Here is a 21,609-nt window from a genome sequence, read left to right as displayed (position 1 = left end):
TCAGGACCGAGCCGACAGCTCGCGCCAGACGGCGAGAGCAGCCGCCATCTCGGCCTGCTTCTTGCTGGAGCCGCGGCCGCTTCGTGACACATCGCCGACGGCGACGGTCGCGGTGAACACCCGGTGGTGATCGGGCCCCTCGGCTTCGACGCTGTACGAAGGGACCGGACGCCCGGATCGTGCCGCGAGCTCTTGGAGCGCGGTCTTCGGGTCCATCGCCGCACCGTAACGCTCGGGATCCGCCATCAGCGGCGACACCAGGCGGAGGACGAGCGCGGTGGCCTCCTCGATTCCCGCAGACAGATAGGCGGCGCCGATGAGCGCCTCCGTCGTGTCGGCGAGGATGGAGTCTTTGTCGCGTCCGCCGGTCTGGTCCTCACCGCGGCCGAGCCGCAGATGCGTTCCGAGCCCCATTCCGCGGGCGACCTCCGCCAACGCGACCGTCGACACCACGCTCGCACGACGCTTGGCCAACGACCCTTCGTCGAGGTCGGGGTGCGAGCGGTAGAGATGGACGGTGACCGCCATCCCGAGGATGGAGTCGCCGAGGAACTCCAGACGCTCATTGTGAGCGATCCCCCCGTGTTCGTAGGCGTACGACCGGTGGGTGAGCGCAAGCGACACAAGCTCGGGGTCGATGTCGACCCCGAGCTTGTGTGTGAGCACCGAGTGATCGGTGGTGGCGTCTGTCACGACGCGCCGATCAGATGTCGGCGACCTTGCGGCCCTTGTATTCGAGGAACAGCTCCGTGCCCTGCGAGTCGGTGACGACCTTCGCCTGGTGGGGACGGCTGTAGACGACCTTGCCGTTCTCGATGGTCTTGACGAGCGTGGGGGCCTCGGCCTTCCACTGCGCGCGACGCGAACGGGTGTTGGAGCGGGAGACCTTCCGCTTCGGGGGGTTACCTGCCATGGTCAGCTCTTCTCTGTGTCGTCGGCGGCGGGGCGTGATGCTTCGCCGTCGTGGTCTGTGGGTGGGGCCGACAAGGCGGCCAGCGCAGTCCAGCGCGGGTCGATCTGAGTCTCCGTGACCGGTGCTTCGGTCAGCTTCTCACCCGTGGACGGATCAAGTCCGGGGCAGTCCGGCTGACACACCGGCTGGAACGGAAGCGACAGGACGATCGCATCCCTGACTCCTGTTTCAAGATCCACGTGGTCGTCTTGAACCTCGAAGTCAGTCGCTTCGTCCCCAGAATACCCGAAGAGCTCCTGAAACTCGACTTCGAGGGAGCGTGTCAGGTCCGTGAGGCACCGGCTGCACTGTCCGTCGTAGGTCGTGGAGATCTCCGCGGTGACGAGGATGCCCTCGTGGACGGATTCCAGACGAGCGTCGACATGGACGTCTTCACCCGCCGGAACCCAGGCGAGTCCCTCGCCCCATTTCTCGGCGACAGGCACCGTCAGCTCGAATTCGCGCATCTCCCCGGGAGCCCGGAGGATGTCGCGGACGGGAAGGACGAGGGGACCGCTCACACGCTTTCTGACCACGGTCGTCCATCGTACGCGGGACGGGGAGCTCCCGGGCCGGATCAGCCTTCGCGAGCACCGGTGTCGAGGAATCGAGCCACCGGCGCGGGCACGAACGGCGACACATCCCCGCCGAGCGATGCCACCTGACGCACGAGCGAACTGGACACCAGGGCGTGAGCGGGGTCGGGCAACAGGAACACGGTCTCGATGTGCGCAAGATGCCGGTTCACGATCGCCATCGGGGTCTCGTAGGCGACGTCGACTTGGGAGCGGATTCCCTTGACCAGGACTCCGGCGCCGACGTCGGTCGCATAGTCGACGAGGAGGCCGACGCTCCAGGCGGCCACGATGACGTCGCCGTCGATGTCGCTCTCGGAGATCGACTGTTCGAGGAGCGACAGTCGCTGAGCGATCGGCAGCATCGCCTCTTTGCCGGGGTTGTGCACGACGAGCACGTGCAACTGGTCGTAGAGGGCTGCGGCGCGCCGGATGACGTCGAGATGCCCGAGCGTCGGCGGGTCGAACGAGCCCGGCACCACGGCGATCCGGTTGTTCATGCCGTCGAGCCTAACGACAGAGAGCCCGCGCCGCGCCCCGGCTCAGTTCTTCGCGAGCGCCGCGCGTTCCCGCTGACTCACGCGACCGGCGATCGCCGCAGCGAGTCCAGGGGCTCCGTCGAGGGTCGGGTCGTCGGCGAGAAGACGCTCCGCCTCGGCGCGGGCCGTCGCGATCAGGTCTGCATCGGCGACGACGCGCAGCAGCCGCAGCGACGACCGCACGCCGGATTGCGCGTCACCGAGGACGTCACCCTCGCCGCGCAGCTCGAGATCGACCTCGGCGAGTTCGAAACCGTCCGTCGTCGCGGCGACGGCCTCGACGCGCTGTCGTGCCGGCGTGAACGGGTCGGCCTCGGTGACCAGCAGGCAGAGCCCGGGAACTGAGCCGCGGCCGACACGCCCGCGGAGCTGGTGGAGCTGCGAGACGCCGAATCGATCCGCCTCGAGGATCACCATGGTCGAGGCGTTCGGGACGTCGACACCGACTTCGACCACCGTCGTGGCGACCAGCACGTCGGTGTCGCCTCGCGCGAAGGCCTGCATGACGGCATCCTTCTCGTCACCGGGCATCTTGCCGTGGAGGATCTCGACGCGGATGTCCCGGTAATCGGGATGCCCCGACAGCAGCGCGGCCGCCTGCACGACTCCCCAGCGGGTCCGGGCGGGCTCATCGGTCTCGGGACTCTCCTCGTCGGTCGCGTCGGTCGCAGCGTCGATCGCCGGACACACCACGAACGCCTGCCTCCCGAGTCGGACCTCCTCGGCGACGCGCTCCCAGACGCGCGCGAACCACGCGGGCTTCTCCCCCACGGGCGCGACGAAGCTCGAGATCCCGGCGCGGCCCCCGGGCATCGTCCGGATCGTCGACACGTCGAGGTCGCCGAACACGGTCATGGCGACCGTACGAGGGATCGGGGTGGCGGTGAGGACGAGGACGTGCGGCGAACTCCCTTTGGCGCGCAGCGTCTCGCGCTGGTCGACCCCGAAGCGATGCTGCTCGTCGACCACGACGAGACCCAGATCCGCGAACGTCGTGGACTCGCTCAGCAGCGCGTGGGTTCCCACGACGATGCGCGATTGCCCCGAGGCGACCCGCAGGGCCGTCCGTCGCCGCTCGGCCGCGCCCAGCTGCCCGGTGAGCAACGTGGGCATGAGTTCGGGTGCGAGCTCGGGTCCCAGCATCCGAGCCATGGAACGCACGTGCTGGGCGGCCAGGACCTCCGTCGGGGCGATCAGCGCGGACTGCCCGCCCGACTGGGCGACCTGGAGCATGGCTCGGAGCGCGACGAGGGTCTTGCCGGACCCCACCTCGCCCTGCACGAGGCGGTTCATCGGCCACGGGGCGACGAGGTCCGCGGCGATGCGGTCACCGACGCTCAGCTGGTCGGGTGTGCGCTCGAACGGCAGCCGTGCGTCGAATCGGGCGAGAAGGTCGCCGGGTGGCCGGGCGGTCGCGGACATCATCCGGACGAAGTGACGCTGTTGCAGGAGGGCTGCCTGAAGGACGAACGCCTCGTGCATCCGGAGGGTCTCGCGTGCCGGATCGATCTGGTCGAAGGACTCCGGATCGTGGATGCGGGTCAGCGCCGTGCGGGCGTCGAGAAGGCCCTGAGCGGCGCGGAAGGCGTCGGGGAGAGGCTCGGGCACGCCCGTCAGCGCAGGGAGCACCAGGTCCACGCACTTCTTGACCTGCCAGCTCGAGAAGGTGCTCGTCGCCGGATAGATCGGGATGGGGCGATTCCGCCACGCCTCCGCGGTGAGCCGCGCCGTTCCCTCGTCGTCGAAGAGCTGGTAGTCGGGATGCGTCAACTGCTTCTGACCGCGGTACTCCCCCACCTTGCCGGAGAAGATGCCCTGCCGGCCGGCCGTGAGATCCTTCACGCGCCAGGACTGCCCGAAGAACGTGAGCGACATGGTTCCCTCGCCGTCGCCGATGACGACCTCGACGAGTTCCCCCCGGCGGCCCCGCATCGGCCTCGTCGACGCGGAGCGGACCTCGGCCACGATCGTGACGAGCTCGCCGACCGGAAGAGCGGCGATGTGTGTCAGCTCCCCGCGGTTGGCGTACCGCCTCGGGTAGTGCCCCAGCAACTCCCCCACGGTCGTCATGTGGAAGGCGCGCTTCAGCCCCTTCGCCAGGTTGTCGCCGACCGCCTCGTGCAGGGGCGTGTCGAGCGAGTACGAGGCCATGCGATGAGTCTACGAGCGACCGCCGACGCGGATATCGTGTGGGGGTGACGAGGATCATCGCCGGGGCCGCCGGATCGCTGCCGCTCGCCGTCCCGAGCGCCGGGACGCGGCCGACGAGCGAACGTGTGCGGGAGTCGCTGTTCGGCGCTCTGGAATCCGCGAACCTCATCGAGTCCGCCGCCGTCCTCGATCTCTACGCGGGATCAGGCGCGCTCGGGCTCGAGGCCGTGAGCCGCGGGGCGTCGTCGGCCGACCTCGTCGAGCGGGCGCCGCGCGCGGCATCCGTCATCGAGCGGAACGTCCGAGCCGCCGCCCGCAGTCTCCCGGATCGGCGGGTGACGGTGCACCGGTCCTCCGCGGATGCGTTCCTCCGCGCCGGCGGACCGTCTTTCGACCTCGTGTTCGTGGACCCGCCCTACGACATGACGGATGCCGAGGTGTCCACAACGCTCGCACTCCTGACTCCTCGGCTCACCGACTCCGCGGTCGTCGTCGTCGAACGGGCCACGCGCTCCGGCGAGCCCGATCTGCCCGCAGGCCTCGTCGTGGACCGCGTGAAGAAGTACGGCGACACGACCCTCTGGTGGCTCGCCCCCGCCGATGCCGCGGACGCGGGTCAGCCGAGCGCCGAGTCCCAGTCGGCGTAGGGATCCCAGCCGCCTCGCGCCGAGGGGACGGCGCCCTGCACGAGGACGGCGGCGTCGCCGCGCACCCGCACGTGGCCGATGACCTCGAAGCCGGTCGGCGTGGACCCGGCCGGGAAGCAGGCGAGGAGAGCGTGGTCCTCGCCGCCCGAGAGTGCGTCGTCATCGAGATCGACATCGATCGACAGCGTCACGCGCGAGGCGTCCGCGATCCGTGAGGCATCGAGCAGGAGCCCGTCGGAGACGTCCATGAGCGCCGTCGCTCCCGCCCGCGCGGCGAGAACGCCGAGTTCGATCGGCGGACGAGGGCGCAACTGCGCGTCGAGGTCGTGCTGCTCGGCAGGCGCGAGGACGTCGCGATCGATCGGGACGGGTGTGCCGGCGGCATCCCGGAACCGGTCGAACAGGATCCGAAGGCCCCGCGCCGCCGCGCCCAGCTCACCCGCCACTGCGATCTCGTCTCCGGGACGCGCGCCGGACCGGCGGACGGGTTCCACTCCGTCGAGCACGCCGAGGGCGGTGACGGCGACCGTGAGCGTCTCGGAGACGGCGAGGTCGCCCCCCTCGACCGCGCAGCCCGGCGCGAGTTCGGCGAGGGCGTCGCGGAAGCCGGTCGCGAGAGCCTCGACGAAGGTCGCCGGCAGCCAGTCCGGCAGCGCCAGGGCGACGAGCAGCGCTGTGGGCCTCGCGCCCATCGCAGCGACGTCGGCGATGTTCACCGCAGCGGATTTGTAGCCGAGATCGTAGGGTGAGGTCCAGGCGAGGCGGAAGTCGGGCCCGTGTACGAGGGTGTCGGTCGTGGCCACGATCCGCCCGCCGGCAACGGCGAGCACGGCGGCGTCGTCCCCGGGGCCGATCTCGGCACGCGACGCCGGTCCCAGCACACGGAGGATGCTGGCCAGGAGCTCCTTCTCGGACACGTCGCGCACACGGAGCTCACCCATGCGTCCACGGTAGCCTGGAGCGATGCCCCGGACCCGCTCGACCACTGCGCTCGCCCTGCTCGTGGCCGGGGTCGCCGCCCTGTCCGGCTGCTCCTCGACCGTCGCCGTCAAGGCCGCTCCGAACGCCGACGATCCGCGCTGCGCACAGGTGATGGTCCTCCTCCCCGACGTCCTGGGAGATCAGTCGCGGCGCTGGACCGACGCGCAGTCCACCGCGGCGTGGGGCGACCCGACGACCGTGCAATTCACCTGCGGCACGCAACCGACGGGACCGACGACGCTCCCGTGCTTCACGGTCGACGGCGTCGACTGGGTCGTGGACGACTCGCGCGCGCCGTTGTACCGGATCGCCACCTACGGGCGGACGCCCGCAGCGGAGCTCATCCTCGACTACGACGCCGTCTCGTCGAGCGGTCCCGTCTCGGCGCTCAGCCGATTGATCACGAAGCGGTTCGAGGTCACCGGAAAGTGCGTGGCTCCGACCGAGGGGCAGCCCTGACCCGGTTTACCGCGCCAGTTCGATGAGCTCGGTGATCAGGTCGGGGTAGCTCAGCCCGCTCTGGATCCAGCACGTCGGGAACATCGAGATCGGGGTGAACCCGGGCATCGTGTTCACCTCGTTCACGAAGAACTCGCTGCCGGTGTAGAAGAAGTCGACGCGCGACAGCCCCTGTCCCCCGACCGCCTCGAACGCCTGCGCCGCGACCCGCTGCATCTCGCGCAACTCACCGTCGTGCAGGTCGGCTGGACAGACGAGATCGATCCCGGGAGCGCCGAGGTACTTCGCCTCGAAGTCGTAGAAATCCCGCCCGCTGACGACGATCTCCCCCGCCACGCTGACGCGCGGCTCGGCGCCGTCCCGGCCCTGCAGGACGCCGCACTCGACCTCGCGCCCCGTCACGGCCTGCTCGACGAGAACGCTGGTGTCTTCGGCGAAGGCGGTGTCGAGGGCGGCATCCAGGCCCTCCCATTCGGACACCTTCGACACGCCGACGCTGGACCCGGCGCGGGCCGGCTTCACGAAGACCGGAAGACCGAGGGCACGGATGCGGCGTCGCCACAGGTCATCGTCGCGCTCGAGCGCTGCGCGGGTGACGGTCACCCACGGCACGACGGGAACGCCGGCCGCGCGGAGGACGCTCTTGGTCGTGTGCTTGTCCATCCCGATCGCCGACATGAGCAGGCCCGCTCCGACGTAGGGCAGGTCGAGGAGCTCGAGGAAGCCCTGGACGGTGCCGTCCTCGCCGAAGCGGCCGTGGAGGATGGGGAAGACCACATCGATCTCACCGAGGGACTCGACCGCCCCGTCGGGGCGACGCACCGACAGCGTCCGGTTCGCCGTCGACTCCGGCCAGACGATCCGCGTGCCGTTGTCGACGACCTCGGGGAGCCGCTCGGGATTCAGCGCGAACTTGTCGGGATCGTCGTCCTCGAGGACGTACGCTCCCTCGCGCGTGATCCCGACGGGGATGACGCGGTACCGCTCACGATCGATCGCGCGCAGCACCCCGCCCGCCGTGGCGGAACTTATCGAATGCTCGCTGGAACGCCCTCCGAAGAGCAGAACCACTACCGCCTGAACCATTCTGAGTCCTCTCCTCCGTGGGCTCATCGTCATCCGTTGTGAGGTGCGGTGCGATGTCACGGGGGTTCATCGTGCCGTCGAGCACCATCTTGACCTGCTCGACGATGGGCATCTGGACGCCGGCTTCCTTGGCGAGCTGGAGGACGGGGGCGACGGAGGCGAGGCCTTCGGCCGTCTGGTCCATCTGCTTCACGACCTCCGTGAAGCTGTAGCCCTGTCCGAGCAGGCGGCCGGCGGTGTTGTTGCGGCTGAGGGGCGACTGGCACGTCGCGATCAGGTCGCCGAGTCCGGCGAGTCCCTGCAGCGTCTCGGGCTGCGCCCCCTGGGCGACGGCGAAATCCGTCATCTCGACGAGGCCTCGCGTGATGATCGACGCTTTCGTGTTCTCGCCGTAGCCGACACCGTCGACGATGCCGATCGCCACCGCGATCAAGTTCTTCAGCACCCCGCCGAACTCGGTGCCGATGACGTCCGTGTTGACGAACGTGCGGAAGTAGGTGTTGCGGGCGATGCGCGCAACGGCTTCGGCCGTCTCCTGGCTCGACGACGAGATGACCGCGGCGGTCGGCTGCTCGCGGGCGATCTCGAGGGCGAGATTCGGGCCGGATGCCACGGCGATGCGGTCCGGGTCGCAACGGAGCTCCTGCTCGAGGACCTGACTCATCCTCAGTCCGGTCTTCTTCTCCACGCCCTTCATCAGCGACACGATGGGCGCGTCGCCGGCGGCGAGGATGGGGCGGACGGCCTTGAGGTTTTGGCGGAGCGCTTGGCTGGAGATGGCGATGTAGACCTGCGTCGCCCCGTCGAGGGCCTCGGCGAGGTGGTGGGTCGCGGACAGCCCGCGCGGCAGGTTGATGCCCGGGAGGTACTGCGAGTTCCGCTTGCCCTCGCGGATCTCGTGAGCGAGCTCGGCGCGTCGCGCCCACATCATGACGTCCGCGCCGCCGTCGGCGAGGACCTTCCCGAACGTCGTTCCCCAGCTTCCGGAACCGAGGACCGCGACCCGGGGAGCGGCGGCGTCGCGGCGCGACGATTCCCTAGGAGTCAAGGCGTCCCGTTTCGTTCTGCCCGTGCTTGGCCGGATTCCAGCGCTCGGCGGGCGGCTCCTCCCCGCGGAGGCGGCCGAGGAGGATCGAGATGTCCCGCATGACGGCATCCGTCGCCGCGACGAGCGTGGCGGGGGTCGTGTCGGTGAACGCGGACAGGTCGACGGGAGGACCCACGAGCACGCGCACCCGGCGACGCGGCGGCCACAGCCGCAGGCGCCCGTACCGCGGCAGGATCTCCTGCACACCCCACGTCGCGACGGGGATGACGGGGAGTGTCTCGGCCGCGGCGAGGGCGAGGCGCACGGCGCCCGTCTTGCCCCGCATCGGCCACATGTCGGGGTCGCGGGTCAGCGAACCCTCGGGATACACGATGACGCCGCGCTGCTCGGCGACGAGGGCGTTCGACTGCGCGAGCGTCTGCGTCGCCGCCGCCGAGTTCGAGGCCCGGGCCACGGGGATCATGCCCGTCGCCCGCAGGAGGGCACCCAGGACCGGGACCTTGAACAGACTCTCCTTGGCCATGAACCGGGGCGCCCGGCCCATCCGCCAGGTCGCGACGGCGACGATCACCGGATCGAACTCGCTGTAGTGGTTCGGGGCGAGGACGTAGGCGCCCTCGAGCGGCAGGTTCTCGGCGCCCTCGATCTCGATCTTCGCGAACCATCCCGTGGCGGGGATGACGATCATGGCGGCGGGCCAGAAGACGCTCGGGCGGGTCTTCTCAGCCGACGCGTGACGACGAGGGCTCACCCGGGTCACTCCGTGACGTCGAAGTCGGCGCCGAGGTCCGTCAGCTTCTCGAGGAACTTCTCGTAGCCGCGACGGATGATCCCGATGTTGCGAACGGTCGACTCTCCCTCGGCCGCCAGCGCGGCGATGACGTAGGAGTAGCCGCCGCGGAGGTCCGGGACCACGACGTCGGCACCGTGGAGGGGCGTCGGACCGTTGATGACAGCGGCCTGCTCGAGGGCGCGGCGGGGAACGCGTCGCTCGGAGCTCGCGATGCCGTCGGGGTGCACGACGATGTCGGCGCCCATCTGGACCAGAGCGCGGGTGAAGCCGAGCCGGTTCTCGTACACGGTCTCGTGGACGACGGACTCACCCTCGGCCTGCGTCAGGGCCACGATGAGCGGCTGCTGCCAGTCGGTCATGAACCCGGGGTGCACGTCGGTCTCGACCATGACGGGCTTGAGCGGACCGCCGCGGCGGAAGCGGATGCCGTCCTCGGCGATGTCGAAGTCGCCACCGACCTTGCGGAAGACGTTGAGGAAGGTCAGCATCTCCTGCTGCTTGGCGCCGCCGACGAAGATGTCGCCGTCGGTGGCCAGGGCGGCGGCGGCCCACGAGGCGGCCTCGTTGCGGTCGAAGATCGCCCGGTGGTCGTAGCCGCGGAGAGACTCGACGCCCTCGATGAAGATCACCCGGTTGGGCTCGTAGGAGATGATCGCGCCCATCTTCTGCAGGACGGCGATCAGGTCCATGATCTCGGGCTCGATGGCCGCGTTCCGAAGCTCGGTCGTCCCCTTCGCCCGGACCGCGGTGAGCAGAACCTGCTCGGTCGCGCCGACGCTCGGGTAGGGCAGCTCGATGTTGGCGCCGTGAAGGCCGCCGGGCGCCGACAGCCGGATGCCGCTCGGGAGCTTGTCGACGATGGCGCCGAACGAGCGGAGCGCGTCGAGGTGGAAGTCGATCGGGCGGTCGCCGATGCGGCATCCGCCGAGGTCGGGGATGAACGCCTGGCCGAGCAGGTGCAGCAGAGGTCCGCAGAAGAGGATCGGGATGCGGGACGCACCGGCGTGGGCGTCGATCTCCTCCATGTGAGCCGAGACCGCTCCGCTCGGGTCGAGCCGGAGGACGCCGTCCTCGAGGTCCTCGACGTGGACGCCGTGGACCTCGAGGAGCGAACGCACGACATGGACGTCGCTGATGTCCGGCACATCCCGGAGGATGCTGGCGGTCTCACCCAGGAGGGCGGCCACCATCGCCTTCGTGGCGAGGTTCTTCGCCCCCTTCACTTCGACCCGGCCGCGCAACGGTCGTCCGCCGCGGATCCGGAGCGTCTGACCCGTATTACCGCCGCCGGCGGGGGTGGACGCGGAGTCGCTGAGAAGTGTGTTCATGGGTGGGACCTCATTACTGGTGTCGAGGAAGCGTGGTCGGCCCCGTTGTGCGGGGCGCTGGCCGATCAGCGGACGGGGAGCGTCCGCGGCCGCCACGCCTCGCGGCGCGCCTCGAACTGCGCGATCTGATCTTCGCTGCGCAGCGTGAGCCCGATGTCGTCGAGCCCTTCGAGAAGCCGCCACCTAGTGTAATCGTCGATCTCGAACGAGGCCTGGAGGTCGCCGACCGCCACCGTTCGTGTCTCGAGGTCCACGGTGATCTCGCGGCCGGGGTCAGCCTCGAGAGCCGCCCAGATGGCCTCGAGGACGTCTTCGGTGACGACGCCGGTGACGAGGCCCTGCTTGCCGGAGTTGCCGCGGAAGATGTCGGCGAACTTCGTGCTGAGGACGACGCGGAATCCGTAATCGCGAAGAGCCCAGACGGCGTGCTCACGGCTCGACCCCGTCCCGAAGTCCGGGCCGGCGACGAGGACGGATCCGCCGCGGTAGGCATCCTGATTGAGGACGAACTCGGGGTCCTGTCGCCAGTTCGCGAAGAGCGCGTCCTCGAAACCCGTCTTCGTGACGCGCTTCAGGTAGACGGCCGGGATGATCTGGTCCGTGTCGACCGCGGAGCGCTTCAGGGGCACGCCGACGCCGATGTGGCGGGTGAACTTCTCCATGTCAGGCCTCCGTCAGGGTCAGTGCGTCGAGGTCGCTCGGGCTCGCGAGGCGGCCCAGGACCGCCGTCGCCGCAGCGACCAGCGGCGACACGAGGTGGGTGCGGCCGCCCTTGCCCTGGCGGCCCTCGAAGTTGCGATTGCTCGTGGAGGCGCAGCGCTCCCCCGGGGCGAGCTGGTCGGGGTTCATCCCGAGGCACATCGAGCATCCGGCGAAGCGCCATTCGGCGCCGAAGTCCGTGAAGACCTTGTCCAGCCCCTCGGCTTCGGCTTCGAGACGGACGCGGGCGGAACCCGGGACCACCATGACGCGGACGCCCGGGGCCTTGGTGCGACCCGCCACGATCGATGCGAACTGGCGGAGATCCTCGATGCGGCTGTTCGTGCACGAGCCCATGAAGACGGCATCCACCGCGACGTCCTTCAGGGCGGTGCCCGGCGCGAGATCCATGTACTCCAGAGCCCGCTCCGCGGCCGCGCGTTCGTTCGGGTCGGCCATCTCGGCGGGTTGGGGGATGACGCCGTTCAGCGAGACGCCCTGGCCGGGGTTCGTGCCCCACGTGACGAAGGGTTCGAGCTCGTCGGCATCGAGGAAGACCTCCGCGTCGTAGACGGCTCCCTCATCGGAGGGCAGCGTCCGCCAGTAGGCGACCGCCTCGTCCCAGTCGGCCCCCTGCGGGGCGTGCGGCTTGTCCTTCACGTACGCGAAGGTGGTCTCGTCCGGCGCGATCATCCCCGCTCGGGCGCCCGCCTCGATCGACATGTTGCAGATCGTCATACGCCCCTCCATAGAGAGGGAGCGGATGGCCGAGCCGCGGAACTCGAGGACGTAGCCCTGCCCACCGTTCGCGCCGATCTTCGCGATGATCGCGAGGATGATGTCCTTCGCGCTCACGCCGGGCTTGAGGGTGCCCTCGACGGTGATCGCCATGGTCTTGAAAGGCTTGAGCGGCAGCGTCTGCGTCGCGAGGACGTGCTCGACCTCGCTCGTGCCGATGCCGAATGCCATCGCCCCGAACGCGCCGTGGGTCGAGGTGTGGGAGTCGCCGCAGACCACGGTGATGCCCGGCATCGTCAGACCCAGCTGGGGTCCCACGACGTGCACGATCCCCTGCTCCTTGTCGCCCAGCGAGTGCAGGCGGACGCCGAACTCCTCGGCGTTGCGGCGGAGGGTCTCGATCTGCGTGCGGCTCGTGAGGTCGGCGATCGGCTTGTCGATCTCGAGCGTCGGCGTGTTGTGATCCTCCGTCGCGATCGTGAGGTCGAGACGGCGGACCGGTCGTCCCTCCGCGCGGAGACCGTCGAAGGCCTGCGGGCTCGTCACCTCGTGGACGAGGTGCAGGTCGATGTAGATGAGGTCGGGGCTGCCGCCCTCGCCCTTCACGACGAGGTGGTCGTCCCACACCTTCTCAGCGAGGGTCCGGGGACGGTCGGGAATCGTGCTCATGTTGTCTCCTGATGTCGGATGGCGCCCGCGACAGCCTCCGCGACGAGAGAGGGCTCAGAACGAGGTCTCGTCGCGGCCGATAAGGAGTCGAGCGGTCCGCACGGCGTCAGACTATCACCGGCCTCCCGGCGACGTGCGCGACCGCGCCCCGGTCAGGGACGGACGCGCGGCGATCCTCACCGGGCGTCGTCGGAGGGACGCGTCTCGACCGTGGGAGGGGTCCCCTGTTCGGCGGCGACGTCCTCCGCGTGGCGGACGGGCGTCGGCCCGGTTGCGGGGAGCGGTTCCCGCAACCCCTCGCGGCGCGCCGCGATGAGACTGGCGATCGTCGCGACCGCCATCGAACCGACGATGACCCCGAGAGACACCCAGGTGGAGATCTCCGGAGCCCACTCCACGTGCTCCCCGCCGTTGATGAACGGCAGCTCGTTCTCGTGGAGGGCGTGGAGGACGAGCTTGACGCCGATGAACGCCAGGATGAACGCGATGCCGAAGTGCAGGTACTTCAGCCGGTCGAGGAGTCCGCCGAGCAGGAAGTAGAGCTGACGGAGCCCCATCAGCGCGAAGATGTTCGCCGTGAAGACGATGAAGGCGCTCTGCGTGATGCCGAAGATCGCTGGGATCGAGTCGATCGCGAACAGCAGGTCCGTCATGCCGAGAGCCGCGAACACGATGATCATCGGCGTGAAGACCTTCTTGCCGTCGATCACCGTCCGCACTTTCGCACCGTCGTACTCCTCGGACACCTTCATCCGGCGCCGGAGGAGCCTGACGAGGAAGCTCTCCTTCTTCTCCTCGTCCTCGTCGTCCTCACCGTCGAAGGCCTGCTTCCAGGCCGTGTAGATGAGGAAGGCGCCGAACAGGTAGAAGACCCAGCTGAACTGCTCGATGATGGCGGCGCCCAGCAGGATGAAGATGCCCCGTAGGACGAGCGCGATGATGATCCCGACCATCAGCACCTTCTGCTGCGCCGCCCGCGGCACCGAGAACTGGCTCATGATCAGCACGAACACGAAGAGGTTGTCGATGGAGAGGCTGTACTCGGTCAGCCAGCCCGCGACGAACTGCCCGGCGTACTCCCCGTTCGTGACGACGAGCATCAGGAGCGCGAAGAGGAGGGCGAGCGCCACGTAGAACACGACCCAGAGGGTGGATTCCTTCGTCGACGGGACGTGCGGGCGCTTGATGATCAGCAGCAGGTCGGCGACGAGGATGAGCGTCAGACCGACGAGCGAGCCGACCTCGAACCAGAGGGGGAGCTCCATGGGGGCCTTTCGTGCGGGGGCGACCCTAAGAGTACCTTTCGAGTTGTCTGAGACGATCCCTCACGCGGCGACACTTCCCCATCGACAGGACGAACGAGGATGCCATGGCCGACCCGCTCGCACGGCGTGACGCGGACCTGGTGGCAGCCGCCGCACGGGGCGACCAGCAGGCCTTCCGCGAGCTGTATCGCGCCTACGCGCGGCCCGTGTACTGGCTCGCCCATGGGCTCCTGGGCGACACATCGGATGCGGAGGACGTCATGCAGGAGACCTTCCTCGTCGCGTGGCGGCGCCTGCCGACGCTCGATCTCGTGAGCGATTCGCTCCTTCCGTGGCTCGTGACGATCTGCCGGTTCCAGAGTGCGAATCGGATGCGGCGACAGCGGCGCGACCGGCTGAACACCGACGCGGGGGTCGATGAGACCATCCCCGGCACGGTCGACGTCGAGGATCAGGTCATCGGCTCGGCGTTGGCGGAGCGCGTCGTCGCGGAGCTCGGGACCCTGTCGCCGCTCGATCAGCAGATCTTCCGCTTGTGCGCCACCGAGGGATACGCCTACGCGGCGGCGGCCGAGGAACTGGGGATCTCGCACGCCGTCGTCCGCAACCGCCTCTCGCGGGTCCGCACCCGCCTGCGCACGGCCCTGGGAACGGAGGGATCATGACCACGGACGACATCGCACTGCCGGAACTGACCCGCTCGCGTCAGGACGACATCGAGAGGGCGCTGTTCGCCGAGATCGCGGCGACGGAGAGCACCGCCCGCAACGGTGCGACGCGGCGTCGTCGACGCGGATGGGCCTATGCCGCCGCAGCGGCTGCGGTCCTCGTCGTCGCCGGGTTCGTCGGCCCGGCCCTCGGGAGCGGCGCCGGCGCCGGATCCATCGCCGACGGCGCCGCGTCGCAGGAGTCGATGGCACGACCGGCTGCCGAGGGCACCGAGATGAGCGGTGGCCTGCAGGATCTCGGCGACGCCGGCGCGGCCGCAGCGCCCGTCGACGAGCGAGCCGTGATCGCCCGCGCCGAGGCGCGCCTCGAGGCCGACGACCCCGCCGATGCCGCCGATGAGATCGGGACGAGAGCCCAGGCATCCGGGGGGTACGTCGAGTCCTTGACCGTCAGCGACGCGGCGACGGATGACGCTGCGGCCACCGGGGATGCCCGCATCACGGTGCGCATCCCCGCGACGGGCCTCACGGACTTCCTCCGCGACCTCGACGACCTGGGCGCCGTCCGAGCCACCGACATCTCACGGGACGACGTCACGGCCGAGACGACGGACCTCCGCGCCCGGATCGCGTCGCTCGAGACGTCCGTGGAGCGCCTCCGCGGACTGATCGCGGATGCCGCGAGCACGGCGGACGTCCTGGCGGCCGAGGACGCACTCGCCCAGCGTCAGGCGGATCTCGACGCCTTGCGCGCCCGGGAGAAGACCTTCGCCGACGATGTCGCGCTCTCGAGCGCGACCATCACGATCTCGCGCCCCGGCCAGGCTGTGGCCGCCGAGCCGGACGGGTTCGGTGACGGGTTCGCCACCGGCTGGAACGCCCTGCTCGTGACCCTCAACGGGGTCGTGATCGGCCTGGGGTTCCTCCTCCCCTGGCTCGCCGTCGCTGCGGTGGTCGTCCTCATCGTCCGGGTGGCGCGGGGTGCGCGTCGGCGGCGACGCACCGACGCCACCGCCGACGACGCCTGAGAACGCATCGGAAACGACGAAACCCCCGACCTGTCGGTCGAGGGTTTCGTCATGTGGTGACCCCAGCGGGATTCGAACCCGCGTTACCGCCGTGAGAGGGCGGCGTACTAGGCCGCTATACGATGGGGCCGTACTTTTTCGTTCCCTCCCTGCGGAGGCAACCGTTCAATTATGCACGACGTTCACAGTCGCGCAAAATCGGCGCGCCCTTGCCAACCTCGCGGCGTCGTGGGTTGACTGGACGCATGCGCGTTACGAAGCACGAACATGCCTGCCTCCGTCTCGACAGCGAGGGCAAGACCCTCCTGATCGACCCCGGTTCCTTCACCCTCCCCCTCGACGACCTCGGCACCCTGGTCGGCGTCGTCCTCACGCACGAGCACCCCGATCACTGGACACCCGCGCAGCTCGACGCGATCCGTTCGCAGGCGCCGTCGGTGCCGGTGTTCGGCCCGGCCGGCGTCGCGGCTGCGGCATCCGACTACGACGTCACCACGGTCGGCGTCGGGGACGAGGTCGAGGTCGGCCCGTTCCGGATGCGCTTCTTCGGCGGGACGCACTCCGTGATCCACGAGTCGATCCCCGTCATCGACAACCTGGGTGTGCTCGTCAACGACGAGTTCTACTACCCCGGTGACTCCTACGCCGTCCCCGAGGGCCTCGATGTCGGCCTCCTCGCAGCACCCGTCGGGGCGCCCTGGCTGAAGATCGGCGAGGCGATCGACTACGTCCTCGCGGTGAAGCCTCGTCGTGCGTTCGGAACCCACGACATGACGCTGTCGCGCGCGGGTCTCGCGATGCACCGCGACCGCCTCAAGTGGGCGACCGAGCAGAACGGCGGCGAGTTCCTGGAGCTCGAGCCGGGCGAGTCCGCCGACACCTGAGCACCTCGACAGAATGACGGATGCCGCGGGGCTTTCGCTCCGCGGCATCCGTCATTTGTGAGGGTCGAGACTCACTCGGCGTCGTGGTCCGTCTCGATGAAGGCGACGAGCTTGTCGAGCGCCTCGTCGGCGCCCTCGCCCTCGGCCTTGAGCGTGACGACGGTGCCCTGCGTGGCACCCAGACCCATGAGGGTGAGGATGCTGCCGGCGTTCTGGTCAGGACCGCCGGGGACGGCGATCGTGACGGGCACACCCGTCTCCTTGACCGCCTGCACGAAGAGCTTGGCGGGGCGGGCGTGCAGTCCGGAGCTGCTCGCGACGGTTGCGGTCCGTTCGGCCATGGTGATTCTTCCTCCTTGAGTCGGTATGACGAGACTATGCCGTGACGGCCACGGCGGGCGCATCGACCTCGAGGGGGCGACGGCGCGCGTAGCGCTTGAGCAGGACCACGGCGACCGCGCTGACGACGGTGCCGACGGCGATCGACAGCAGCCACAGCCAGAAGTTGTCGATGGCGAAGAAGACGAAAACGCCGCCGTGCGGGGCACGCGATGTGACGCCGAAGAACATCGACAGCGCGCCCGTCACGGCGCCGCCCAGCATCGCCGAGGGGATGACGCGGAACACGTCGGCCGCGGCGAACGGGATGGCACCCTCCGAGATGAATGCGGCACCGAGCAGCCAGGCCGCCTTGCCGTTCTCACGCTCCGGGGCGGTGAAGAGCCCGCGTCCGAGGACGGTCGAGGCGAGGGCCATCGCGAGGGGCGGGACCATTCCGGCTGCCATGACGGCGGCCATGATCTGGAGGTAGCGCTCGTCGCCGGCGATGCCCTGCGCGAGGTTCGCCGTGGCGAAGCCGTAGGCGACCTTGTTGAGCGGCCCACCGAGGTCGAAGCACATCATGAGCCCGAGGATGACGCCGAGCAGGATGACGCCGGCGCCGGAGAGTCCGGACAGCCAGTCGTTGAGGAGCTTCGTCAGCGCCGCGATCGGACCGCCGAAGACGAACAGCAGCAGCCCCGACGCGAAGATCGAGCCGAGCAAGGGGATGATGACGACCGGCATGAGGCCACGCAGCCAGCGAGGGACCGACAGGCGGTTGAGCCACCACGCGGCGAGACCGGCGAGCAGACCGCCGACGATGGCGCCGATGAAGCCCGCACCCATGAAGGTGGCCGCGGCACCGGCGACGAAACCGGGGGCGATACCCGGCCGGTCCGCCAGGCCGTACGCGATGTAACCGGCCAGGGCGGGAACCAGGAACGCGAACGACAGCTGACCGATCTGGAATGCGGCGGCGCCGAGGTAGTAGACGAGACCCTCGGGCGGCAGGTTCCAGAGGGTGAAGTTCTGGAGCGTGAAGATCGCGTTGTTGACGGTGTGACCGTCCGCGGTATTCGCGATCTCGTACCCGGCGAGGGCGAATCCGAGGGCGATCAGCAGACCGCCACCGGCGACGAACGGGATCATGTAGCTCACACCGGTGAGCAGCGCCCTGCGGATGGCGCCGCCGAGCGAGGTCGGCGCGGCTTCGCTGGCGGTCGCGGCACCCGACGCGGCGGGAACGCGGGGAGCGTTCGGGTTCTTCGCGGCGGCGACGGCTTCGCGGAGCATCTGAGCAGGCTGCTCGATGCCGCGCTTCACACCGGAACGGACCACGGGCTTGCCGGCGAACCGCGCCTGCTCGCGGACGTCGACGTCGACGGCGAAGATGACGGCGTCGGCCTCGTCGATGATCCGCTGGTCGATGGCCTTGTAGCCGCTCGAGCCCTGCGGCTCGACGGTCAGGTCGACGCCGTCCTTCTGACCGGTCGCCGTGAGTGCGTCCGCCGCCATGAAGGTGTGGGCGATACCCGTGGCGCAGGCCGTGACGGCGACGATTCGCGCCGGGCGCCCGTCGATCATCAGTCCGTCGTCGGTGGCCGACGCGGACGGGCCAGCGGCGCGAGCCTCGGCGCGCGAAGCGGGTGCCGGTGCATCGGCGGCTGCGGCGGCCGGAGCGTCCGAGATCGCGTCGCGGACGATCGCAACGACCTCGTCGGCGGTCGTCGCGGCGCGAAGACCGGCGGTGAAGTCGTCGCGCATGAGGCTGCGCGCGAGCTTCGAAAGCACGGCGAGGTGCTCCTCGGCCGCGGTGTCGGGAGCCGCGATGAGGAAGACGAGGTCCGCCCCGCCGTCCTCAGCGCCGAAGTCGACACCCGGGTTCAGCCTCGCGAAGGCGAGCGATGCCTGGGTGACGGCGGCGCTCTTCGCGTGCGGGATCGCGATGCCGCCGGGCAGGCCGGTCTCGTCCTTCTCCTCGCGGGCCCAGGCGTCGGCGGCGAGTTGAGCCGCATCCGTGGCCCTTCCCTGCGCGGCGACGCGCTGCGCAAGCGCGTCGATGACGGCGCGCTTGTCGGCGCCGAGCGGCTCGTCGATACTGACGAGTTCCGCGGTGATGATCTCAGTCACGGTGACCTCCAGTGGTCGGGTTGTCCTGCTGCAGGAGTCGTCGGACCGGCACCTCGCCGGTCGACAGGTCGTTCGGGGTCGGGGGTTGCGTGCCGGGCAGGGCCGCGGCGGCGGATCCGTAGCGGATGCCGGAGCGCAGCCGCTCCTCGGGCGCGGCGCCGGTCGTCTCGGCCAGCAGGTAGCCGGCGAGGGAGCTGTCGCCTGCGCCCACCGTGCTGCGGACGCGGGTCGGCGGCGGCGTACCGTGCCAGGACCCGTCGTCGGTGACGAGGACGGCACCGTCACCACCGAGGGTGACGAGTGCGGCGCCTACCCGCGCGGGCACGAGGTCGGCGGCGATCGCGGCGACGGCGTCGGCGAGGGCGACCGTGGTGTCGAGGTTCCGCCCCGCGAGTTCGACGAGTTCCTCGTCGTTCGGCTTGATGAGGTCGGGGCGGCCCGAGGCGACGACGGCCGCGAGCGCCGGTCCCGAGGTGTCGACGCCGATGCGAGGAGCCGCGGCGCCCCACGCCGAACGGACGGCCTCGATGACGGTGACGTAGTAGTCGTCCGGCAGTCCCGGGGCGAGCGAGCCCGCGAGGACGAGCCAGGAGGCGCCCTGCGTGGCGGCGACGACCGCGGCGGTGAGGGCCGCGGCATCCGCTTCGGTGAACGCCGCACCCGGCAGGTTGAGCTTCGTCGTCGTACCGGCCTCGTCGGCGATCGTGACGTTGGCGCGGGTGGCGCCGTCATGCGGAACGATCCTGGCGGGGATGCCGGTGGCTGCCAACGCGACGGCGAAGGGGTCGGCTGCGTCGAGCGGTAGGACCGCGAGAGTGGGGAGGGATGCCGCGGCGACGACGCGTGCGACGTTGATGCCCTTGCCGCCCGCATCCTCCCGTGCGCCGAGCGCCGCCTGCACCTCGCCGACGCGCAGCGGCTCGCCGAGGGCGATGGTGCGATCGAGCGAGGGGTTGGTGGTCAGGGTGACGATCATGCGAGCTGGACCTCCACATCGGCCTCGCGCAGGGCGCCCGCGAGATCTCCCGTGGGCGCGGTGTCGGTCAGGAGGACGTCGACGTCCGAGAGCGTCGCGAATGACACGAGCAGCTCGGCGTCGAACTTGTCCCCGTCGGCGACGACCACGACGCGACGCGCGGAGGCGACGATCGCGCGCTTCACGGCCGCCTCGTCGGGGTCGGGGGTGCTGAGGCCGAACCCTGCCGCGACGCCGTTCGTCCCGATGAAGGCGATGTCGGGCCGCAAGCGTCCGATCGCCTCGACCGTCTGGGCTCCGACGGCTGCGGCGGTGAGTCCGCGGACCCGTCCGCCGATGGCGGTCAGTCCGATCCCCTGCGCACCGGCCAGGATGTGGGCGACGGACATGGAGTGGGTGACGACTTCGAGGTCGCCCGCGGGGTGGGGCCCGGTCGCGAGAAGCTGGGCGATGGCGCCCGTCGTGGTGCCGGCATCCAGGTACAGAGCACCGTCGAGCTCCTCGCCGAGCAGGCCCACGGCGGCGCGGGCGATGGTCTGCTTGGAGCCGCTACGCTGCGACGCGCGCTCCGCGACGGAGGCCTCGGCAGTGCTGGCCCGGGTGCGGTGGACCGCTCCGCCGTGAACGCGTCGGACCACCCCGGTCCGCTCGAGGGCTGCCAGATCACGGCGGACCGTCTCAGTCGTGACCCCGAAGCGATCGGCGAGGTCGACCACGGCGACACGACCGTCAGTGGCGATCAGCTGCTCGATCTGCTGCTGGCGCTCCGTTGCGTACATGTGGTCCTCCTCGAACAAGACCACACGTTACAACAGAAACCAACACGAAACAAGAATGGGATACAGCACGACGCCCCCGGCCGGAACCGGGGGCGTCGTCGAGGTGGAGGAAGGCTCAGGCCTCGCTCATGGCGAGGACCTCGCGCTGACCACGGGCAGCGAGCGCGGCGGCACGAGCGGCGATGCGGCGCTCCTGCTCGGCCTGGCCGGCGTCGATGGTCTCCTGGTCGAGCGGGACGCTCTCGACCTTGTTCACACCGTTGTACTTCTCCATGTAGGCGTCGAGCTCGGGGCCGGACTCCCACGACGTGATGAGGCAGTACCGAGGCGCGTCGCCCGGGTGGTAGGCGGCGTGCCAGAGACGCTGCGTGTCGATGACGAGCTGCGCCCCGGCGGGAAGGGCGATGCGGGTCTCGCCGTTCGGGTCGGTGCGGTTGTCGCGAAGGACGAAGAAGCTGTCCTTGTCATCGGTGAGGTTGAAGAAGCTGCGGACGACCCAGCCGGTGCCGTCGGGGTTCAGCCGGTTGTTGTCGTCCTGGTGCAGGTTGTACAGCGCGTCGGCGTACGTGTTCGGCTGCAGCTCGATGATGCGGCAGCGTCCGACGTTCGAGCCGGGCTCGAGGGCGCGCTCGGTGAGTGTGGGCGCCTTCTCGGTCTGCGACGGGATCCAGACGCCGTCCTTGTCAGTGCGCGGCGGCTGGTGGTTCCAGAAGCCGTTGCACTCGATCTCACCCTTGGCGGACGCGAGCGGCGCGAACCGGGTGTCGCCGGAGGACTTCCAGTCGACGTACTCGATGTCGAGCCATTCCTTGGGATCGATTTCCTTGCCGTACATGTCGAGGACGACGTATCCGGTCTCCTCGAGCAGAGCACTCTTGATGTAACCCATGCGG

General features: G+C 69.7%; 23 protein-coding genes and 1 tRNA gene. 5 read left to right on the top strand and 19 right to left on the bottom strand.

Translation table 11 applies throughout. The annotated features are described in order from the left end of the window. From rnc to H286_RS0104045, 5 genes are read right to left on the bottom strand one after another with little or no spacing between them, the layout of a single operon-like run. Complete coding sequence (rnc, locus tag H286_RS0104065) at nt 1–693, bottom strand: ribonuclease III (RefSeq protein WP_020097200.1); 693 nt, start codon at nt 691–693, stop codon at nt 1–3. 10 nt (nt 694–703) lie between these two features. Continuing rightward, nucleotides 704–913 carry a 50S ribosomal protein L32 gene (rpmF, locus tag H286_RS0104060; RefSeq protein ID WP_018188062.1) on the bottom strand — a complete coding sequence of 70 codons (210 nt, stop codon included), beginning with the start codon at nt 911–913 and terminating at the stop codon, nt 704–706. 2 nt (nt 914–915) lie between these two features. After that, nucleotides 916–1,473: a YceD family protein gene (locus tag H286_RS0104055; protein WP_020097199.1), complete on the bottom strand. Its 558-nt coding sequence runs from the start codon at nt 1,471–1,473 to the stop codon at nt 916–918. Between the two features lie 56 nt (nt 1,474–1,529). Then, a complete protein-coding gene (gene coaD / locus H286_RS0104050) occupies nt 1,530–2,027 on the bottom strand; it encodes a pantetheine-phosphate adenylyltransferase (RefSeq protein WP_018188064.1) in 498 nt (165 codons plus the stop codon). 42 nt (nt 2,028–2,069) lie between these two features. Further along, nucleotides 2,070–4,217, bottom strand: coding sequence for an ATP-dependent DNA helicase RecG (locus H286_RS0104045; RefSeq protein WP_020097198.1), 2,148 nt, complete (start codon nt 4,215–4,217; stop codon nt 2,070–2,072). A gap of 38 nt (nt 4,218–4,255) precedes the next feature. On the opposite strand from H286_RS0104045, the gene rsmD reads away from it, so the two are divergent. Further along, nucleotides 4,256–4,864, top strand: a complete 609-nt coding sequence (rsmD, locus tag H286_RS0104040) for a 16S rRNA (guanine(966)-N(2))-methyltransferase RsmD (protein WP_020665422.1) — start codon at nt 4,256–4,258, stop codon at nt 4,862–4,864. On the opposite strand, the gene thiL is transcribed toward rsmD, so the two are convergent. Beyond that, entirely contained in the window at nt 4,834–5,805 is a 972-nt protein-coding gene (thiL, locus tag H286_RS0104035; RefSeq protein ID WP_020097196.1) for a thiamine-phosphate kinase, read from the bottom strand. The two genes, rsmD and thiL, sit on opposite strands and share 31 nt — an antisense overlap. 22 nt (nt 5,806–5,827) lie before the next feature. Here thiL and H286_RS0104030 point away from each other — a divergent pair, with 22 nt between their 5' ends. After that, nucleotides 5,828–6,304, top strand: coding sequence for a DUF3515 family protein (locus H286_RS0104030; RefSeq protein WP_020097195.1), 477 nt, complete (start codon nt 5,828–5,830; stop codon nt 6,302–6,304). Between the two features lie 6 nt (nt 6,305–6,310). On the opposite strand, the gene H286_RS0104025 is transcribed toward H286_RS0104030, so the two are convergent. The 7 genes from H286_RS0104025 to H286_RS0103995 form a co-directional block, all read right to left on the bottom strand. Next, nucleotides 6,311–7,390, bottom strand: coding sequence for a D-alanine--D-alanine ligase family protein (locus tag H286_RS0104025; RefSeq protein WP_081630828.1), 1,080 nt, complete (start codon nt 7,388–7,390; stop codon nt 6,311–6,313). Next, entirely contained in the window at nt 7,290–8,438 is a 1,149-nt protein-coding gene (locus H286_RS0104020; RefSeq protein ID WP_020097193.1) for an NAD(P)H-dependent glycerol-3-phosphate dehydrogenase, read from the bottom strand. The genes H286_RS0104025 and H286_RS0104020 overlap by 101 nt, the downstream gene beginning before the upstream one ends. Then, the gene (locus H286_RS0104015; protein ID WP_018188071.1) at nt 8,428–9,198 is read right to left on the bottom strand and encodes a lysophospholipid acyltransferase family protein; all 771 of its coding nucleotides are present in this window, start codon (nt 9,196–9,198) and stop codon (nt 8,428–8,430) included. The genes H286_RS0104020 and H286_RS0104015 overlap by 11 nt, the downstream gene beginning before the upstream one ends. Then, nucleotides 9,195–10,559 (bottom strand): UDP-N-acetylglucosamine 1-carboxyvinyltransferase, encoded by a 1,365-nt coding sequence (gene murA, locus H286_RS0104010; protein ID WP_018188072.1) that lies wholly within the window; start codon nt 10,557–10,559, stop codon nt 9,195–9,197. The genes H286_RS0104015 and murA overlap by 4 nt, the downstream gene beginning before the upstream one ends. A 65-nt stretch (nt 10,560–10,624) precedes the next feature. Further along, on the bottom strand, nt 10,625–11,221 hold the full coding sequence (gene leuD / locus H286_RS0104005) for a 3-isopropylmalate dehydratase small subunit (protein ID WP_020097192.1): 597 nt from the start codon (nt 11,219–11,221) through the stop codon (nt 10,625–10,627). 1 nt (nt 11,222) lies between these two features. Further along, nucleotides 11,223–12,665 (bottom strand): 3-isopropylmalate dehydratase large subunit, encoded by a 1,443-nt coding sequence (gene leuC / locus H286_RS0104000; protein WP_020097191.1) that lies wholly within the window; start codon nt 12,663–12,665, stop codon nt 11,223–11,225. A gap of 176 nt (nt 12,666–12,841) precedes the next feature. After that, nucleotides 12,842–13,930: a TerC family protein gene (locus H286_RS0103995; protein ID WP_018188075.1), complete on the bottom strand. Its 1,089-nt coding sequence runs from the start codon at nt 13,928–13,930 to the stop codon at nt 12,842–12,844. Between the two features lie 104 nt (nt 13,931–14,034). Here H286_RS0103995 and H286_RS0103990 point away from each other — a divergent pair, with 104 nt between their 5' ends. Both H286_RS0103990 and H286_RS0103985 read left to right on the top strand, forming a co-directional pair. Then, a complete protein-coding gene (locus H286_RS0103990; RefSeq protein ID WP_020097190.1) occupies nt 14,035–14,595 on the top strand; it encodes an RNA polymerase sigma factor in 561 nt (186 codons plus the stop codon). After that, a complete protein-coding gene (locus tag H286_RS0103985; RefSeq protein WP_020097189.1) occupies nt 14,592–15,626 on the top strand; it encodes a DUF4349 domain-containing protein in 1,035 nt (344 codons plus the stop codon). Before H286_RS0103990 ends, H286_RS0103985 begins: the two co-directional genes overlap by 4 nt. A 54-nt stretch (nt 15,627–15,680) precedes the next feature. On the opposite strand, the gene H286_RS0103980 is transcribed toward H286_RS0103985, so the two are convergent. Next, nucleotides 15,681–15,756 (bottom strand) — tRNA-Glu (locus tag H286_RS0103980). Between the two features lie 115 nt (nt 15,757–15,871). On the opposite strand from H286_RS0103980, the gene H286_RS0103975 reads away from it, so the two are divergent. Then, nucleotides 15,872–16,510 carry an MBL fold metallo-hydrolase gene (locus tag H286_RS0103975; RefSeq protein WP_020097188.1) on the top strand — a complete coding sequence of 213 codons (639 nt, stop codon included), beginning with the start codon at nt 15,872–15,874 and terminating at the stop codon, nt 16,508–16,510. A gap of 71 nt (nt 16,511–16,581) precedes the next feature. Here H286_RS0103975 and H286_RS0103970 read toward each other — a convergent pair whose 3' ends face one another. From H286_RS0103970 to H286_RS0103950, 5 genes are all read right to left on the bottom strand, one after another. Continuing rightward, complete coding sequence (locus tag H286_RS0103970) at nt 16,582–16,851, bottom strand: HPr family phosphocarrier protein (RefSeq protein WP_018188079.1); 270 nt, start codon at nt 16,849–16,851, stop codon at nt 16,582–16,584. A gap of 34 nt (nt 16,852–16,885) precedes the next feature. After that, nucleotides 16,886–18,961 carry a PTS fructose transporter subunit IIABC gene (locus H286_RS0103965; RefSeq protein WP_020097187.1) on the bottom strand — a complete coding sequence of 692 codons (2,076 nt, stop codon included), beginning with the start codon at nt 18,959–18,961 and terminating at the stop codon, nt 16,886–16,888. Further along, entirely contained in the window at nt 18,954–19,937 is a 984-nt protein-coding gene (locus tag H286_RS0103960) for a 1-phosphofructokinase family hexose kinase (RefSeq protein WP_020097186.1), read from the bottom strand. Before H286_RS0103960 ends, H286_RS0103965 begins: the two co-directional genes overlap by 8 nt. After that, nucleotides 19,934–20,716: a DeoR/GlpR family DNA-binding transcription regulator gene (locus tag H286_RS0103955; RefSeq protein ID WP_020097185.1), complete on the bottom strand. Its 783-nt coding sequence runs from the start codon at nt 20,714–20,716 to the stop codon at nt 19,934–19,936. The genes H286_RS0103960 and H286_RS0103955 overlap by 4 nt, the downstream gene beginning before the upstream one ends. A 115-nt stretch (nt 20,717–20,831) precedes the next feature. Then, nucleotides 20,832–21,605 (bottom strand): hypothetical protein, encoded by a 774-nt coding sequence (locus H286_RS0103950; protein ID WP_018188083.1) that lies wholly within the window; start codon nt 21,603–21,605, stop codon nt 20,832–20,834. Nucleotides 21,606–21,609: the final 4 nt, after the last annotated feature.

The organism is Microbacterium sp. 11MF, from assembly GCF_000383475.1.
Taxonomy (GTDB): domain Bacteria; phylum Actinomycetota; class Actinomycetes; order Actinomycetales; family Microbacteriaceae; genus Microbacterium; species Microbacterium aquilitoris.
Note: the sequence above shows the minus strand (reverse complement) of the source record. Positions and strands in the feature narration are given on the sequence as shown.

Bases quoted from the DNA above. Each gene is read 5' to 3' on its own strand.
- rpmF (WP_018188062.1), bottom strand. From the start codon at position 913: ATGGCAGGTAACCCCCCGAAGCGGAAGGTCTCCCGCTCCAACACCCGT.
- H286_RS0103995 (WP_018188075.1), bottom strand. From the start codon at position 13,930: ATGGAGCTCCCCCTCTGGTTCGAGGTCGGCTCGCTCGTCGGTCTGACG.
- H286_RS0104045 (WP_020097198.1), bottom strand. From the start codon at position 4,217: ATGGCCTCGTACTCGCTCGACACGCCCCTGCACGAGGCGGTCGGCGAC.
- H286_RS0103955 (WP_020097185.1), bottom strand. From the start codon at position 20,716: ATGTACGCAACGGAGCGCCAGCAGCAGATCGAGCAGCTGATCGCCACT.
- H286_RS0103960 (WP_020097186.1), bottom strand. From the start codon at position 19,937: ATGATCGTCACCCTGACCACCAACCCCTCGCTCGATCGCACCATCGCC.
- H286_RS0103990 (WP_020097190.1), top strand. From the start codon at position 14,035: ATGGCCGACCCGCTCGCACGGCGTGACGCGGACCTGGTGGCAGCCGCC.
- H286_RS0104025 (WP_081630828.1), bottom strand. From the start codon at position 7,390: ATGGTTCAGGCGGTAGTGGTTCTGCTCTTCGGAGGGCGTTCCAGCGAG.
- coaD (WP_018188064.1), bottom strand. From the start codon at position 2,027: ATGAACAACCGGATCGCCGTGGTGCCGGGCTCGTTCGACCCGCCGACG.
- thiL (WP_020097196.1), bottom strand. From the start codon at position 5,805: ATGGGTGAGCTCCGTGTGCGCGACGTGTCCGAGAAGGAGCTCCTGGCC.
- H286_RS0103970 (WP_018188079.1), bottom strand. From the start codon at position 16,851: ATGGCCGAACGGACCGCAACCGTCGCGAGCAGCTCCGGACTGCACGCC.
- H286_RS0103975 (WP_020097188.1), top strand. From the start codon at position 15,872: ATGCGCGTTACGAAGCACGAACATGCCTGCCTCCGTCTCGACAGCGAG.
- H286_RS0104030 (WP_020097195.1), top strand. From the start codon at position 5,828: ATGCCCCGGACCCGCTCGACCACTGCGCTCGCCCTGCTCGTGGCCGGG.
- leuD (WP_020097192.1), bottom strand. From the start codon at position 11,221: ATGGAGAAGTTCACCCGCCACATCGGCGTCGGCGTGCCCCTGAAGCGC.
- H286_RS0103985 (WP_020097189.1), top strand. From the start codon at position 14,592: ATGACCACGGACGACATCGCACTGCCGGAACTGACCCGCTCGCGTCAG.
- leuC (WP_020097191.1), bottom strand. From the start codon at position 12,665: ATGAGCACGATTCCCGACCGTCCCCGGACCCTCGCTGAGAAGGTGTGG.
- murA (WP_018188072.1), bottom strand. From the start codon at position 10,559: ATGAACACACTTCTCAGCGACTCCGCGTCCACCCCCGCCGGCGGCGGT.
- H286_RS0103950 (WP_018188083.1), bottom strand. From the start codon at position 21,605: ATGGGTTACATCAAGAGTGCTCTGCTCGAGGAGACCGGATACGTCGTC.